The organism is Pseudomonas sp. B424 (genome assembly GCF_055408345.1).
This window is the reverse complement of record NZ_JBUZTL010000001.1, coordinates 314360-330051: the sequence shown is the minus strand read 5'-3', so window position 1 is coordinate 330051 and position 15692 is coordinate 314360. Positions and strand designations below refer to the sequence as shown.

Here is a 15692-nt window from a genome sequence, read left to right as displayed (position 1 = left end):
ACCTGCGTAGATTTAAGCCTTTATTTACGGGGCCTGTAGCGGCGTTTAAACAATTTCATCTGCTGAAATATGACTTTGGCCGCTTACTTGCATATGCTTGTATGTACAAGTACATAAGTGTGCGTCGATCCTCTTCTCACACCCGACGCATCTGCCCATCGCTGAGGAGTTACCCGTGACTTCAACTACCCCTAAATCGCCTGCTTCGTTCACCCGTCACCGTGATGGTGAAATTCGCGCCGCCCGTGGCACCCAGCTCACGGCTAAAAGCTGGATGACAGAAGCCCCGCTGCGGATGCTGATGAACAACCTCGACCCGCAAGTGGCCGAGAACCCTACCGAGCTGGTGGTGTATGGCGGTATTGGCCGGGCAGCGCGTAACTGGGAGTGCTACGACAAAATCGTCGAAAGCCTGACCAACCTCAACGATGACGAAACCCTGCTGGTGCAATCGGGCAAGCCGGTTGGCGTGTTCAAAACCCACAGCAACGCGCCGCGGGTACTGATCGCCAACTCCAACCTGGTTCCGCATTGGGCCACGTGGGAACACTTCAACGAACTCGACGCCAAAGGCCTGGCCATGTACGGCCAGATGACCGCCGGCAGCTGGATCTATATCGGCAGCCAGGGCATCGTTCAGGGCACCTACGAAACCTTCGTTGAAGCCGGTCGCCAGCATTACAACGGTAGCCTGGTCGGAAAATGGGTACTGACTGCAGGTTTGGGCGGCATGGGCGGTGCACAACCGCTGGCCGCTACCCTGGCCGGTGCCTGCTCGCTGAACATTGAGTGTCAGCAAAGCCGTATCGATTTCCGCCTGGCCACTCGTTATGTCGACGAGCAAGCCGTGGATCTGGATGACGCGCTGGCCCGTATCGCCAAATACACCGCCGAAGGCAAAGCAATTTCCATCGCCCTGTGTGGCAACGCTGCTGAATTGCTGCCAGAAATGGTTCGTCGTGGCGTGCGCCCGGACATGGTTACCGACCAGACCAGCGCCCACGACCCACTGAATGGCTATCTGCCAAAAGGCTGGACCTGGGAGCAGTACCGCGACCGTGCCGTGACCGATCCCGCGGCCGTGGTCAAAGCCGCCAAAGCCTCGATGGGCGAACACGTTGAAGCCATGCTGGCGTTCCAGAAGGCTGGCGTTCCGACTTTCGACTACGGCAACAACATTCGTCAGATGGCCAAAGAAGTTGGCGTTGAAAACGCATTCGACTTCCCGGGTTTCGTTCCGGCTTACATCCGCCCGTTGTTCTGCCGCGGTGTAGGTCCATTCCGTTGGGTCGCGCTGTCGGGCGATCCGGAAGACATCTACAAAACCGACGCCAAGGTCAAAGAACTGATCGCTGACGACGCCCACCTGCACAACTGGCTGGACATGGCTCGCGAGCGCATCAGCTTCCAGGGCTTGCCGGCCCGTATTTGCTGGGTGGGTCTGGGCCAGCGCGCCAAGCTGGGCCTGGCGTTCAACGAAATGGTGCGCAGCGGCGAGCTCAAAGCCCCGATCGTGATCGGCCGTGACCACCTGGACTCCGGTTCGGTATCCAGCCCGAACCGCGAAACCGAATCGATGAAAGACGGATCCGACGCCGTGTCCGACTGGCCACTGCTCAACGCCTTGCTCAACACCGCGAGCGGCGCGACCTGGGTCTCGTTGCACCACGGCGGCGGCGTTGGCATGGGCTTCTCGCAACACTCGGGCATGGTGATTGTGTGTGACGGTACCGACGAAGCGGCAGAGCGCATTGCCCGCGTACTGCACAACGACCCGGCTACCGGCGTGATGCGCCATGCCGATGCCGGTTACGACATCGCTATCGATTGCGCCAACGAGCAGGGCCTGAACCTGCCGATGATCAACGGCTGACCCACGGGCACGAATCCTGTGGGAGCGGGCTTGCTCGCGATGCAGACGCCTCGGTGCTTCAGGCAGTACGAGGTGATGCAATCGCGGGCAAGCCCGGCTCCCACAAGGTTGCTACAGATTTCTATAATTTTGGTTACACGTGTGAAGGAGTATTAACGTGCTTGAGCTAAACCTGATCCCCGGCCAACTGAGCCTTGCCCAGCTGCGTGACATTTATCAGCAGCCGGTAACTCTCAGCCTGGACGAGAGCGCCTCGGCGCAGATCGATGCCAGTGTGGCGTGCGTTGAGCAGATCCTTGCCGAAAATCGCACCACCTACGGCATCAACACAGGTTTCGGTTTGTTGGCTTCGACCAAAATCGCCAGCGAAGACCTGGAAAACCTTCAGCGTTCCCTGGTGCTGTCCCACGCAGCCGGTATCGGCGAGCCGATCAGCGATGATCTGGTACGCCTGATCATGGTGCTTAAGGTCAACAGCCTGAGCCGCGGTTTCTCCGGGATTCGGCGTGTGGTTATCGACGCATTGATCGCGCTGATCAATGCCGAGGTTTACCCGCACATCCCGCTTAAAGGTTCGGTGGGCGCATCGGGCGACCTGGCGCCGTTGGCGCATATGTCACTGGTGCTGCTGGGCGAAGGCAAGGCACGTTACAAAGGCGAGTGGCTGGACGCCGTAAGCGCCTTGAAACAAGCCGGTCTTGAACCGCTGACCCTGGCCGCGAAAGAAGGCCTGGCGCTGCTCAACGGTACTCAGGTGTCGACGGCCTACGCCTTGCGCGGTCTGTTCGAAGGCGAAGACCTGTTCGCTGCTGCCATGGCGTGTGGCGGCCTGACGGTTGAAGCCGTGCTGGGTTCGCGCTCACCGTTTGATCCACGTATCCATGCAGCACGCGGTCAACGCGGGCAGATCGATGCCGCCGCGATTTATCGCGACCTGCTGGGCGCGAGCAGTGCCGTCAGCGAGTCGCACAAAAACTGCGACAAGGTACAAGACCCGTACTCCCTGCGTTGCCAGCCACAAGTGATGGGCGCCTGCCTGACCCAGTTCCGTCAGGCCGCCGAAGTGCTGGGCATTGAAGCCAACGCGGTATCGGATAACCCGCTGGTATTTGCCGAGCAGGGCGACGTGATCTCCGGCGGCAACTTCCACGCCGAGCCGGTTGCGATGGCCGCAGACAACATGGCCTTGGCAATTGCCGAAATCGGCTCGCTGAGCGAACGCCGCATTTCGTTGATGATGGACAAGCACATGTCGCAATTGCCGCCGTTCCTGGTGGCCAATGGCGGCGTGAACTCCGGCTTTATGATCGCTCAGGTGACGGCTGCGGCCCTCGCCAGCGAGAACAAGGCTTTGTCGCACCCGCACAGCGTCGACAGCATCCCAACCTCGGCCAACCAGGAAGACCACGTGTCGATGGCGCCTTCTGCTGGCAAGCGTCTGTGGGAAATGGCTGAAAACGTACGTGGCGTATTGGCGATTGAGTGGCTGGCCGCGTGCCAGGGGCTGGATTTGCGTGATGGCCTGAAAACCTCACCCAAGCTTGAAATCGCTCGTACGACCCTGCGTAGCAAGGTCGCTCACTATGAAAAAGACCGCTTCTTCGCTCCGGACATCGAAATTGCCATGAAGCTGTTGGCAACCCGTTGCCTGAACGATCTGCTGCCTGCTCACGTTCTGCCAAGCCTGTAACCCCAAAAAAACGCAGAGAGCCTTCCGGGCTCTCTGCGTCTCTGTTTTCGCCGACAATAATAATCAAGGACGCGAAATGCAAAACCAGACTCAAGGTTTGAAACGCGGGCTATCGGCCCGTCACATCCGTTTTATGGCGCTGGGTTCAGCGATCGGAACGGGTCTTTTTTATGGTTCAGCCGCTGCCATCCAAATGGCTGGGCCTGCTGTGTTGCTGGCGTACCTGATTGGTGGCGCTGCGGTGTTCATGGTGATGCGCGCACTGGGCGAAATGGCCGTGCACAACCCGGTGTCCGGCTCGTTCGGCCACTACGCCAGTACCTACCTGGGCCCGATGTCGGGCTTTATCCTGGGCTGGACCTATGCCTTCGAGATGATCATCGTGTGCCTGGCCGATGTCACCGCCTTCGGTATCTACATGGGCTTCTGGTTCCCTGAAGTGGCGCGCTGGATCTGGGTTTTGGGCATCGTGCTGCTGATAGGCGGGCTTAACCTGTGCAGCGTCAAAGTCTTCGGTGAAATGGAGTTCTGGCTGTCGCTGCTTAAGGTTGCCGCCATCGTGGCCATGATTCTGGCCGGTTTCGGCATCATGCTGTTCGGCATCGGTACTTCTGGCAGCTCTGACGCTGTCGCTACCGGCATCAGCAACCTGTGGTCGTTCGGCGGGTTTATGCCTAATGGCGTGGGCGGCTTGATCGCTTCGTTTGCGGTAGTGATGTTTGCCTTTGGCGGCATTGAAATCATCGGCATCACTGCCGGTGAAGCCAAAGACCCGCAGCGCGTTATCCCTAAAGCGATCAACGCGGTGCCGTTGCGCATTCTGCTGTTCTATGTGCTGACCCTGTTTGTGCTGATGGCTATTTACCCGTGGACCCAGATCGGCAGCCAGGGCAGCCCGTTCGTGCAGATTTTTGACAGCCTGGGTATCAGCTCGGCGGCCACCATTCTGAACATCGTGGTGATCTCGGCGGCGGTGTCGGCCATCAACAGCGACATCTTCGGCGCAGGCCGCATGATGTACGGTCTGGCACAGCAAGGGCAGGCGCCTAAAGGCTTCGCCAAAATCTCCCGCCATGGCGTGCCGTGGATGACCGTCCTGGTGATGGGCGCTACGTTGTTGGGCGGTGTGGTGCTTAACTACCTGATCCCGGAAAACATCTTCCTGGTGATCGCCTCGATTGCCACCTTTGCCACGGTGTGGGTGTGGTTGATGATTCTGGTGACCCAGGTTGCCATGCGTCGCTCCATGACCCGCGAGCAAGTGGCCGAGCTCAAGTTCCCGGTGCCGTTCTGGCCGTATGCACCGATGGCCGCCATTGCGTTCATGGTGTTCATCTTCGGCGTACTGGGTTACTTCCCCGAGACTCAAGCGGCGCTGATGGTCGGCGGGGTCTGGATTGCATTCCTGGTGGTGGCTTACCTGCTGTGGGTAAAGCCGGCAGCAGGTCGGGCGGTTGAAGTGGCTCCCGAGCTTTCCTGAGTTCTCCACCTTTTGGGAGCTGGCAAGCCGGCTCTTAAAGGGTTGCGTGTAAGGACATGCTCATTGCACTCAATCGGGTTTATGATGCCAGACGGCAACATTTTCCAGCCCCCCCTCGGAGTGCGTAATGCAGACCTTGTTCCCGCAGATCAAACCCTACGCCAGGCATGAACTGGCGGTTGACGGGCCGCATGTACTTTACGTTGACGAGAGCGGTTCACCAGACGGCCTGCCCGTGGTGTTTGTCCACGGCGGGCCGGGTTCGGGCTGCGACGCCAACAGTCGCTGTTATTTTGATCCGGGCCTGTACCGGATCATCACCTTCGATCAGCGCGGTTGTGGGCGTTCGACGCCACATGCCAGCCTGGACAGCAACACCACGTGGGATCTGGTCGCTGACATGGAACGGATTCGTCTGTTCCTCGGCATCGACAAGTGGGTGGTGTTCGGCGGTTCGTGGGGTTCGACCCTGTCACTGGCGTACGCACAAAGCCACCCGGAGCGGGTACACGGCCTGATCCTGCGCGGGATCTTCCTGGCCCGTCCTCAAGAAATCGAATGGTTCTATCAGAAAGGTGCCAGCCGGATCTTCCCGGACTATTGGCAAGAATACGTGGCGCCAATCCCACAGGAAGAACGACACGATCTGATGGGGGCTTTCCACAGGCGTCTGACAGGCAATGATCAGATTGCCCAAATGCACGCGGCCAAGGCCTGGTCGACCTGGGAAGGACGTGCCGCGACCCTGCGGCCCAACCCGCAAGTAGTTGAACGCTTCTGCGAACCGCATCGGGCGTTATCCATCGCCCGTATCGAATGCCATTACTTCATGAACAACGCGTTCCTGGAGCCCAACCAGTTGTTGCGCGACATGTACAAGATCGCTCACCTGCCGTGCGTGATCGTCCATGGTCGCTACGACATGATTTGCCCGCTGGACAACGCCTGGGAGCTGCATCAGGCCTGGCCCGGCAGCGAGCTGCAAGTGATTCGCGAAGCTGGCCATGTGGCCTCCGAGCCCGGAATCACCGATGCCCTGGTGCGTGCCACCGAGCAAATGGCCCGCCTGCTGCTCAAATTGCAGCCGGACGAAGCATGAAGGGCCTGCTGCAGCGCGTCAGGGGTGCGCGGGTAGAAGTGGCAGGGGAGATTGTCGGTTCAATCGATCAGGGCTTGCTGGTGCTTGTCGCCGTCGAGCCCGGCGATACCGAGGCGAGCGTCACCAAGTTATTGCACAAGTTGCTCAACTACCGGGTGTTCAGCGATGCCGAAGGCAAAATGAACCTGTCACTGGCCGATATCGGTGGCGGCTTGTTGCTGGTTTCGCAATTTACCCTGGCGGCCGACACCAAAAATGGCCTGCGCCCGAGTTTTTCCACGGCAGCTCCCCCTGCGTTGGCCGAGGAGTTGTTCACTCACCTGCTGAGCGAGGCAAAACGTCTTCACCCGACGGTGGAGTCAGGGCGTTTTGGGGCCGATATGCAGGTGCATTTGATCAATGATGGCCCTGTGACATTTCTGTTACAAATCTAAAACCCTGAAAATCGGTGTTTTCGTCCGAAAACAGGGGGTTTTAGCGAGAAATACTTGCTGACAGTAGATGCGTTGTAACGCGGGCTACTAGATAATCCCGCGCTACACAGAGGCTAATCCGACACAGCAGGGGAATTAATACCTCTACCAATTGTCGGAACAGTGCTCGCCAACCTGGCATTTAGATCGCTGGTGGTTGGTTTCATCATCTGTATTCGGCGAGGTTTGCTCGTGATTGTTAGTCCATTAAATGCACCAAAAATGTCTGCCAAGCGGTTACGCAACGCACTGGTGACGGGCTCTGCGCTCTTTTGCTTGTTCGGTGCGGGTCAACTGTGGGCATTCAGTCTGGATGACGTGGCGGCTGAGGCTAAAACCCTCGCCGAACAGAAATACCAAGCGCCACGCAGCAATTTGCCAAAAGAGTTCCGCGACATGAAGTTCGCGGACTACCAGAAAATTCAGTTCAATCGTGAAAAGGCGCAGTGGGCGGGCGATAAAACCCCGTTCAAATTGTCCTTCTATCACCAGGGCATGCATTTCGACACGCCGGTGAAAATCAACGAAGTGACCGCCACCACCGTCGAAGAAATCAAGTACGACTCCAGTCGTTTCGATTTCGGCGACGTCACGTTTGACCCTAAAGCGACCGAAAACCTCGGTTGGGCGGGTTTCCGCGTGCTGTACCCGATCAACAAGGGGGATAAGCAGGACGAAATCATGACCATGCTCGGCGCGAGTTACTTCCGCGTTGTGGGCAAAGGCCAGATCTACGGCCTGTCGGCCCGTGGCATGGCGATCGACACCGCATTGCCGTCGGGCGAAGAGTTCCCGCGCTTCACCGAATTCTGGATCGAAAAACCCAAGCCCAACGACAAGCACCTGGTGATCTTCGCCTTGCTGGACTCGCCACGGGCTACCGGTGCTTACCGCTTTACCCTGCGCCCGGGCGTAGACACGGTGGTGGACGTCAAAGCGCAAATGTTCCTGCGTGACAAGGTAGGCAAGCTGGGCATCGCTCCGTTGACCAGCATGTTCCTGTTCGGCGCCAACCAGCCGTCCAAAGTGCTCAACTACCGTCGCGAGCTGCACGATTCGTCGGGTCTGGCCATTCATGCCGGCAACGGCGAGTGGATCTGGCGCCCGCTGAACAACCCGAAACACTTGTCCGTGAGCAACTTCTCGGTTGAAAACCCGCGTGGCTTTGGTTTGCTGCAACGTGGCCGTGACTTCAGCCACTACGAAGACCTCGATGACCGCTACGACAAGCGCCCAAGCGCCTGGATCGAACCGCAGGGCGACTGGGGCAAAGGCTCCGTTGACCTGGTAGAAATCCCGACGGCTGACGAAACCAACGACAACATCGTTGCGTTCTGGAGCCCGGACACTCTGCCTGAGCCTCTCAAACCGTTCGATTTCGCTTACCGCATGCACTGGACCCTGGACGAAGCAGCCCTGCACCCGGGTGACAGCGCCTGGGTCAAGCAAACCCTGCGTTCGACCGGTGACGTCAAGCAATCCAACCTGATCCGCCAGCCAGACGGCAGCGTGGCTTACCTGGTTGATTTTGAAGGCCCGTCGCTCAAGGGCCTGGCGGAAGATGCCGCTGTACGCAGCCAGGTCAGTGTCGGTGACAACGCCGAACTGGTTGAGAACAACGTGCGTTACAACCCTGAAACCAAGGGCTGGCGCTTGACCCTGCGGATGAAAATCAAGGATCCGAGCAAGTCCACGGAAATGCGTGCAGCGCTGGTCCAGGACGTCGAGCAAGCACCTGCGGCCAAGCCGGCAGCGCCTGTGACCAAAGCTGAAAAAGCGGCGGCCAAGGCGCAAGAGAAGAAAGAACACGCAGCAGCCAAGGACGCCAAGACCCCTTCGGCCGACGCTACCCCAGCCACTCCAGAGCCGGTGAAGACTGAAAAAGTACTGACCGAGACCTGGAGCTACCAGTTGCCAGCCGATGAGTAATGCCCAGCCCCAACCGGCCTCGCTCAGCGAGTACCTGGCGCATTTGCCTCTGAGCGATGAGCAGCGCGCCGAACTGGCAAGCTGCACCTCGTTCGCCGAGTTGCATGCGCGCTTGTCGGCGCAGGCTGACGTAGAACCTGTCGAGGCCGCGCAGGCCTCGGTGGGTACGCGTCTTAACCTGACGTCGGCCGCTGAACTCGAGGAAGCAGAAATGCTCGCCCTCGACGCCAGCGGCCGGGTGATGCTCAAGGCTACGCCGCCGATTCGCCGCACCAAGGTGGTGCCAGAGCCATGGCGCACCAACATTCTGGTTCGCGGCTGGCGGCGCCTGACCGGGCGCAGCAACCCGCCCGCACCGAAGATCGATGAGCGCGTATTGCCCCATGCGCGATGGCGCACGGTGGGTTCTATCCGCCGTTACATCCTGCTGGTGTTGATGCTTGGCCAGACCATCGTGGCCGGCTGGTACATGAAAGGCATCATGCCGTACCAGGGCTGGGCGTTCGTCGACCTTGAAGAAGTGCTGCACCAGCCGTTGATGCAAACGGCCCAGCAAGTGCTGCCGTATGCCTTGCAGACCAGCATCCTGATCCTGTTCGGGATTCTGTTTTGCTGGGTGTCGGCGGGTTTCTGGACGGCCTTGATGGGCTTTCTGGAACTGCTGACCGGGCACGACAAATACCGCATTTCCGGCGCCAGCGCCGGCAATGAGCCGATCCCGGAGCAGGCGCGTACTGCACTGGTAATGCCGATCTGTAACGAAGACGTGACCCGCGTATTTGCCGGTTTGCGGGCAACGTACGAGTCGGTGGCGGCCACAGGTGATCTGGACCGCTTCGATTTCTTCGTCCTCAGCGACAGTAACGACCCTGATATCTGCGTCGCCGAGCAACAGGCCTGGCTGGATGTGTGCCGCGAAACAGAAGGCTTCGGGCGGATTTTCTATCGCCGTCGCCGCCGTCGTGTGAAACGTAAAAGTGGCAACCTCGACGACTTTTGCCGTCGCTGGGGCGGCGATTACACCTACATGGTGGTTTTGGACGCGGACAGCGTCATGAGCGGTGAATGCCTGACCAGCCTGGTGCGCCTGATGGAAGCCACGCCAGATGCGGGCATCATCCAGACTGCGCCGCGTGCATCGGGCATGGACACGCTGTATGCACGCATGCAGCAATTTGCGACGCGGGTATACGGGCCGCTGTTCACCGCCGGTCTGCACTTCTGGCAGCTGGGTGAATCCCACTACTGGGGTCACAACGCAATCATCCGCATGAAGCCGTTTATCGAGCACTGCGCCTTGGCGCCGTTGCCGGGCAAAGGCGCTTTTGCGGGCGCGATCCTGTCTCACGACTTCGTTGAAGCCGCGCTGATGCGCCGTGCCGGTTGGGGCGTATGGATTGCCTACGACTTGCCGGGCAGCTACGAAGAACTGCCGCCCAACCTGCTGGACGAACTCAAGCGTGACCGTCGCTGGTGCCACGGCAACTTGATGAACTTCCGCCTGTTTCTGGTTAAAGGCATGCACCCGGTTCACCGTGCGGTGTTCCTCACGGGCGTGATGTCGTACCTGTCAGCACCTTTGTGGTTCTTCTTCCTGTTGCTGTCGACGGCCTTGCTGGCGGTCAACACGCTGATGGAGCCGCAGTACTTCATGGAACCGCGCCAGTTGTATCCACTGTGGCCGCAATGGCACCCTGATAAAGCCGTGGCACTGTTCTCGACCACGATCGTGCTGTTGTTCCTGCCCAAGCTGCTGAGCATCATCCTGATCTGGGCCAAGGGCGCCAAAGCATTCGGCGGCAGGTTCAAGGTTACGCTGTCGATGTTGCTGGAAATGCTGTTCTCGATGCTGCTGGCACCGGTACGCATGATCTTCCACACCCGCTTTGTTCTGGCCGCGTTCCTGGGCTGGGAAGCGACCTGGAACTCGCCACAGCGTGACGACGACTCCACGCCGTGGGGTGAAGCCGTACGCCGTCATGGTCCGCAAACCCTGCTGGGTGCGGCCTGGGCCGGGCTGGTGTTGTGGTTGAACCCGAGCTTCTTGTGGTGGCTGGTGCCGATTGTCGGTTCGCTGATGCTGTCGATCCCGGTTTCGGTGATCTCCAGCCGGGTCAAGCTGGGCCTCAAGACGCGTGACGAAAGCCTGTTCCTGATTCCTGAGGAATACGCGCCGCCGCGTGAATTGTCGGCCACTGCCGAATACACCCACGAGAACCGCTACCACGCACTGCACGATGGTTTTGTGCGAGCGGTGGTTGATCCGCAACAGAACGCCCTGGCTTGTGCCCTGGCGACGTCGCGTCACCGTGAAGCCGAGCCGATTGAGTGGCTGCGTATCGAACGTGTGCGCCACGCCCTCAAGGTTGGCCCGCAGGGCGTGACCAACAAGGAGCGCATGGAGCTGTTGAGCGACCCTGTGGCCCTTGCCCGCCTGCATGCACTGGTGTGGAACGAAGGTCATGAAGGCTGGCTGAACGCCTGGCGTGAATCGGTAACTGGCGACCCTCACGCACCGTTGTTGCCGTTGCAACCTGCTGCCTGATCCCTCGCGAGCAACCCGTTACCCCTAGTGGGAGCGGGCTTGCCCGCGATTGCATCACCCCGCAAGCCCTGTTACACCGCGTTGCTCGTATCGCGAGCAAGCCCGCTCCCACAGGATTTCCTCAGTCCTGCCTGTCGTCCTTTTCTCTCTCAGAACTCGTCTCATCCCCCTTGCGTGAGTTAGCATCCGTCCCCGAATCGGTGAGTGCCCGGCTTTATTGGCTTTTTGAATCGAGCCTGCCGCAGGCCAACACCTTAATTGAGCAGGTGAGGGGGAGTTGATGATGAAGAAGTTTCTGTCGAAACTGATGTTCGGTGTCACTGCACTACTGGCGGTCAGCGCAGCCCATGCAGGCGCCATAGATGACGCGGTCAAGCGCGGCACCTTGAAGGTGGGCATGGACCCGACCTACATGCCGTTCGAAATGACCAACAAGCGCGGCCAGATCATTGGTTTCGAAGTTGACCTGCTCAAAGCCATGGCCAAGTCCATGGGCGTCAAGCTGGAGCTGGTTTCCACCGGTTACGACGGCATCATCCCGGCCCTGATGACCAACAAGTTCGACATGATCGGCAGCGGCATGACCCTGACCCAGGAGCGCAACCTGCGCCTGAACTTCAGCGAACCCTTTATCGTTGTGGGCCAGACCCTGCTCATTCGCAAAGAGCTTGAAGACAAGATCAAATCCTACAAAGACCTCAACGACCCGCAATACCGCCTGACGTCCAAGATCGGTACCACGGGTGAAATCGTGGCTCGCAAGCTGATCTCCAAAGCCCAGTACCACGGCTACGACAATGAGCCCGAAGGTGTTCTGGACGTGGTTAACGGCAAGGCTGATGCCTTCATCTACGACGCGCCGTACAACGTTGTAGCGGTTAACAAGTTCGGTAACGGCAAGCTGGTGTTCCTCGACAAGCCATTCACCTATGAGCCTCTGGCTTTCGGCCTGAAGAAAGGCGACTACGACAGCATCAACTACATCAACAACTTCCTGCACCAGATCCACGAAGACGGCACCTACGATCGCATCCATGACAAGTGGTTCAAAGACACCGCCTGGCTCAAAGACATGGAATAAGGCTGATTGATCAATCGCGGGCAAGCCCGCTCCCGCACCGTTTGCGGGAGCGGGCTTGCCTGCGATGATGGCCTCCCTAGCGACACAAAACGTGGAACCTGAAAGTGATCAAACAAAAAAAAGCCCAGTGGCCCTGGCACGTATTGACCGTGCTGGTGCTCATCGGTCTGGCGGGTGCGTTGTATTACGCCACCTCATTGATGTCCTACGAGTGGCGCTGGAACCGGGTGCCGCAGTACTTCGCCTATCAGGCCGAAGAAGCCCAGCGGGCCGCTGAAACCTCGACCGTTATCGAACTGGTGCGCAAAGGCGATGCTGCCGAAGTGGTGTTGCGTGGCGACGATGGCAAAGAACAGCGTGTAACCGTTGCCGACAACAGCCTGCAAGTGGCTGAGGGCGACGATGTGGCCGAAGGCGACGTGATTGGCGTTAACCGCCATTGGGCTGCAGGGCCGCTGCTCTGGGGCCTGTGGACCACGGTCTGGTTGTCGCTGGTGTCTGGTGTATTGGGTTTGATCATCGGGCTGGCCACCGGCCTGTGCCGTTTGTCGAATAACCCGACCCTGCGCGACCTCTCGACGCTGTACGTCGAACTGGTGCGCGGCACGCCGCTGCTGGTACAGATTTTTATCTTCTACTTCTTTATTGGCACCGTACTCAATCTGTCCCGCGAGTTTGCCGGTATTGCCGCGCTATCGTTGTTCACCGGCGCTTACGTGGCTGAAATCGTGCGTTCGGGTGTGCAGTCCATCGCCCGCGGGCAAAACGAAGCCGCCCGCTCGCTGGGGCTCAACAGCAGCCAGTCGATGCGCTACGTCGTGTTGCCACAAGCGTTCAAGCGTGTGCTGCCGCCGCTTGCCGGGCAATTTATCAGCCTGGTCAAAGACACCTCGCTGGTATCGGTGATCGCCATTACCGAGCTGCTCAAAAGCGGCCGTGAAGTCATCACCACCTCGTTTTCGCCGTTCGAAATCCTGTTCTGCGTTGCGGGCCTGTACCTGTTGATCAACCTGCCGCTGTCGCATTTCGCCAGCCGGCTTGAGCGGAGGCTCGCGCAAAGTGATTGAAGTTCGCGAACTGGTAAAAGTCTTCGACACCCGCGGGCACATTGTTCGCGCGGTAGACAACGTCAGCACCACCGTCGCCCAGGGCGAAGTACTGGTGGTGATCGGTCCGTCGGGTTCTGGCAAGTCGACCTTTCTGCGCTGCCTCAATGGCCTGGAAGACTTCGACTCCGGTTCCGTCAGCATTGACGGTCTGGACCTGGCCAACCCCAAAACCGATGTCAATGCCTACCGGCGTGAAGTCGGCATGGTGTTCCAGCATTTCAACCTGTTCCCGCACATGACCGTGCTCGAAAATCTGTGCCTGGCGCAGAAGGTCGTGCGCAAGCGTGGCAAGGCCGAGCGCGAAGCCAAGGCCCGTGCGCTGTTGGAGAAGGTCGGTATCGGGCAGAAGGCCAATGAGTTCCCGTCACGCCTTTCAGGCGGCCAGCAACAGCGCGTGGCGATTGCCCGTGCGCTGGCGATGGAACCCAAGGTGATGTTGTTTGACGAACCCACCTCGGCGCTGGACCCGGAGATGGTCGGCGAAGTGCTGGATGTCATGAAGACCCTGGCCCGCGAAGGCATGACCATGGTCTGCGTGACCCACGAAATGGGCTTTGCCCGCGAAGTGGCCAACCGCGTGTTGTTCTTTGACCATGGCAAGTTGCTGGAAGACTCCAACCCGCAAGACTTCTTCAATTCGCCCAAAGACCTGCGCGCCCAGGCGTTTTTGCGGCAGGTGCTTTAAAAGCAGCCCTCTGCTGCTCTTGTGGGAGCGAGCTTGCTCGCGATACAGGCGACGCGGTGTAACTGTAAAACCGCAGCGATCCAATCGCGGGCAAGCCCGCTCCCGCAGAGGGTGTGGGGGCTGTCAGACCTTGAATCGCCCCACCAATGTCTGCAGATGCGTACCCAGTCGCGCCAGTTCAACGCTGGACGCTGCAGTCTCTTCGCTCGCGGCAGCGGTCTGCTCTGACACATCACGCACATTCAACACGCTGCGGTTGATCTCATCGGCCACAGCGCTTTGCTGCTCGGCCGCGGCCGCGATCTGCTGGTTCATGCCCTGAATCGTCGACACCGTGCGGGTGATATTGCCCAGTGACTCGCCTGCGCGACGGGTCAGCTCAACGCTGTTGTCGGTCAGGGCGCGGCTGCTGTCCATGCTGCTGGACACTTGCTGGGTACCGCTTTGCAGGCCCTCAATCAGTTCTTCGATCTCCTCGGTGGATTTTTGCGTGCGCTGCGCCAGGCTGCGCACCTCGTCCGCGACCACCGCAAACCCGCGACCGGCCTCACCGGCCCGTGCTGCCTCGATGGCGGCGTTGAGGGCCAGCAGGTTGGTTTGCTGGGCGACCGACTTGATCACGTCCAGCACGCTGCCGATCTTGTCACTCTCGCGCTTGAGATGGCCCATGGCCTCGGTGGAGTGACCGACCTCGATCGCGAGCTTCTCTATCTGGGCGAGGGCTTGCGCGACCACTTTGTCGCCTTCGCGGGCCTGCTGGTCGGCAGCAACCGCAGCTTCACTGGCTTCTTCGGCATTGCGTGCCACTTCCTGAACTGTTGCTGCCATTTCATGCATGGCGGTGGCGACCTGATCGGTTTCGACTTTCTGGCTGTTGACCCCGGCGCTGGTCTGCTCTGTTACCGCCGAGAGTTCTTCGGCCGCGCTGGCGATTTGCGTCACACCGTCGCTGATGCCGCCAATCAACTCGCGCAGACCTGTGGTCATGCGTTGAATGGCTTGCTGTAGCTGGCCCAGTTCGTCGCGGCGGTTGGTCACGTGGTCATGGGTCAGGTCGCCGGACGCGATCTGCTCAACGGTTCTTAGTGTGCGCTGCAGCGGGATAACAATCTGGCGGGTAATGACCCAGGCGGCAATGAACCCCAGCACCAGGGCCAGCAGTGCACAACCGATCAGCAGGCTTGTGGCCTTGCGGCTTTCGGCGTCGCGTTTGGCCGCCTGCAGTGCCGAAAGCTTCTGGCTCTGTTCGATCAGGGTATTGCCCTGCTGGTGCATGCGCTCAATGGCCTGGTCTGCGGGTTGTGAGCCCTGAATGAGGTCGGCGAAGGCGCGTTTGTACTCGGTCACGGCGTTGAGTTGCTGCTCGACCAGAATAAGGTCATCTGGAGATACCAGCTGTGCGCGGGACAGCTCCAGCGCGTTGTCCAGTTCGGTCAGCTGGCGGGTGACGCCGGCAAGGGTGCTTTCCCCGGGGTGGCGCTCATATTCAAGGCGTGCAATACGCAGGTCTTTGGTCAGCCCGATAATTTTCGAGATGTTGGCCAGCTTGTCGCCCCGGTCAATCACGGACACCAGGCCATTCCAGCCGGTAGCGGCAATCAACAAGGTCAACACCAGTACCAGACCGAAGCCCAGGCTGAGTTTACGTTTGACGCTTATGTTGCCGAGCAGTTGGGCCAGCCGATGGTACATGGTGATACTCCTTTACTGACCGAGACTCGTGGAGGT

General features: G+C 59.5%; 11 protein-coding genes. 10 read left to right on the top strand and 1 reads right to left on the bottom strand.

Annotation, left to right across the window (positions count from 1 at the left end; genetic code table 11):
* Positions 1–175: 175 nt before the first annotated feature.
* The 10 genes from hutU (at position 176) to ACZRMS_RS01275 (ending at position 13964) form a co-directional block, all read left to right on the top strand.
* Complete coding sequence (hutU, locus tag ACZRMS_RS01320) at positions 176–1873, top strand: urocanate hydratase (protein ID WP_048360467.1); 1698 nt, start codon at positions 176–178, stop codon at positions 1871–1873.
* 157 nt (positions 1874–2030) lie between these two features.
* Entirely contained in the window at positions 2031–3563 is a 1533-nt protein-coding gene (gene hutH, locus ACZRMS_RS01315; protein WP_463993781.1) for a histidine ammonia-lyase, read from the top strand.
* Between the two features lie 76 nt (positions 3564–3639).
* Complete coding sequence (locus ACZRMS_RS01310; RefSeq protein WP_463993780.1) at positions 3640–5043, top strand: amino acid permease; 1404 nt, start codon at positions 3640–3642, stop codon at positions 5041–5043.
* A gap of 127 nt (positions 5044–5170) precedes the next feature.
* The gene (gene pip, locus ACZRMS_RS01305) at positions 5171–6142 is read left to right on the top strand and encodes a prolyl aminopeptidase (protein ID WP_463993779.1); all 972 of its coding nucleotides are present in this window, start codon (positions 5171–5173) and stop codon (positions 6140–6142) included.
* On the top strand, positions 6139–6576 hold the full coding sequence (gene dtd / locus ACZRMS_RS01300; RefSeq protein ID WP_463993778.1) for a D-aminoacyl-tRNA deacylase: 438 nt from the start codon (positions 6139–6141) through the stop codon (positions 6574–6576). The genes pip and dtd overlap by 4 nt, the downstream gene beginning before the upstream one ends.
* A gap of 231 nt (positions 6577–6807) precedes the next feature.
* Positions 6808–8544 (top strand): glucan biosynthesis protein G, encoded by a 1737-nt coding sequence (locus ACZRMS_RS01295; RefSeq protein ID WP_463993777.1) that lies wholly within the window; start codon positions 6808–6810, stop codon positions 8542–8544.
* Positions 8537–11089, top strand: coding sequence for a glucans biosynthesis glucosyltransferase MdoH (gene mdoH / locus ACZRMS_RS01290; protein ID WP_463993776.1), 2553 nt, complete (start codon positions 8537–8539; stop codon positions 11087–11089). The genes ACZRMS_RS01295 and mdoH overlap by 8 nt, the downstream gene beginning before the upstream one ends.
* A gap of 283 nt (positions 11090–11372) precedes the next feature.
* Positions 11373–12170: a transporter substrate-binding domain-containing protein gene (locus ACZRMS_RS01285; RefSeq protein ID WP_048360461.1), complete on the top strand. Its 798-nt coding sequence runs from the start codon at positions 11373–11375 to the stop codon at positions 12168–12170.
* Between the two features lie 107 nt (positions 12171–12277).
* Positions 12278–13237, top strand: coding sequence for an amino acid ABC transporter permease (locus ACZRMS_RS01280; protein ID WP_463993943.1), 960 nt, complete (start codon positions 12278–12280; stop codon positions 13235–13237).
* Positions 13230–13964 (top strand): amino acid ABC transporter ATP-binding protein, encoded by a 735-nt coding sequence (locus ACZRMS_RS01275; protein WP_048360459.1) that lies wholly within the window; start codon positions 13230–13232, stop codon positions 13962–13964. Before ACZRMS_RS01280 ends, ACZRMS_RS01275 begins: the two co-directional genes overlap by 8 nt.
* 123 nt (positions 13965–14087) lie before the next feature.
* On the opposite strand, the gene ACZRMS_RS01270 is transcribed toward ACZRMS_RS01275, so the two are convergent.
* Positions 14088–15656, bottom strand: a complete 1569-nt coding sequence (locus ACZRMS_RS01270; protein WP_463993775.1) for a methyl-accepting chemotaxis protein — start codon at positions 15654–15656, stop codon at positions 14088–14090.
* Positions 15657–15692: the final 36 nt, after the last annotated feature.

Bases quoted from the DNA above. Each gene is read 5' to 3' on its own strand.
- ACZRMS_RS01310 (WP_463993780.1), top strand. From the start codon at position 3,640: ATGCAAAACCAGACTCAAGGTTTGAAACGCGGGCTATCGGCCCGTCAC.
- pip (WP_463993779.1), top strand. From the start codon at position 5,171: ATGCAGACCTTGTTCCCGCAGATCAAACCCTACGCCAGGCATGAACTG.
- dtd (WP_463993778.1), top strand. From the start codon at position 6,139: ATGAAGGGCCTGCTGCAGCGCGTCAGGGGTGCGCGGGTAGAAGTGGCA.
- mdoH (WP_463993776.1), top strand. From the start codon at position 8,537: ATGAGTAATGCCCAGCCCCAACCGGCCTCGCTCAGCGAGTACCTGGCG.
- ACZRMS_RS01285 (WP_048360461.1), top strand. From the start codon at position 11,373: ATGAAGAAGTTTCTGTCGAAACTGATGTTCGGTGTCACTGCACTACTG.
- ACZRMS_RS01270 (WP_463993775.1), bottom strand. From the start codon at position 15,656: ATGTACCATCGGCTGGCCCAACTGCTCGGCAACATAAGCGTCAAACGT.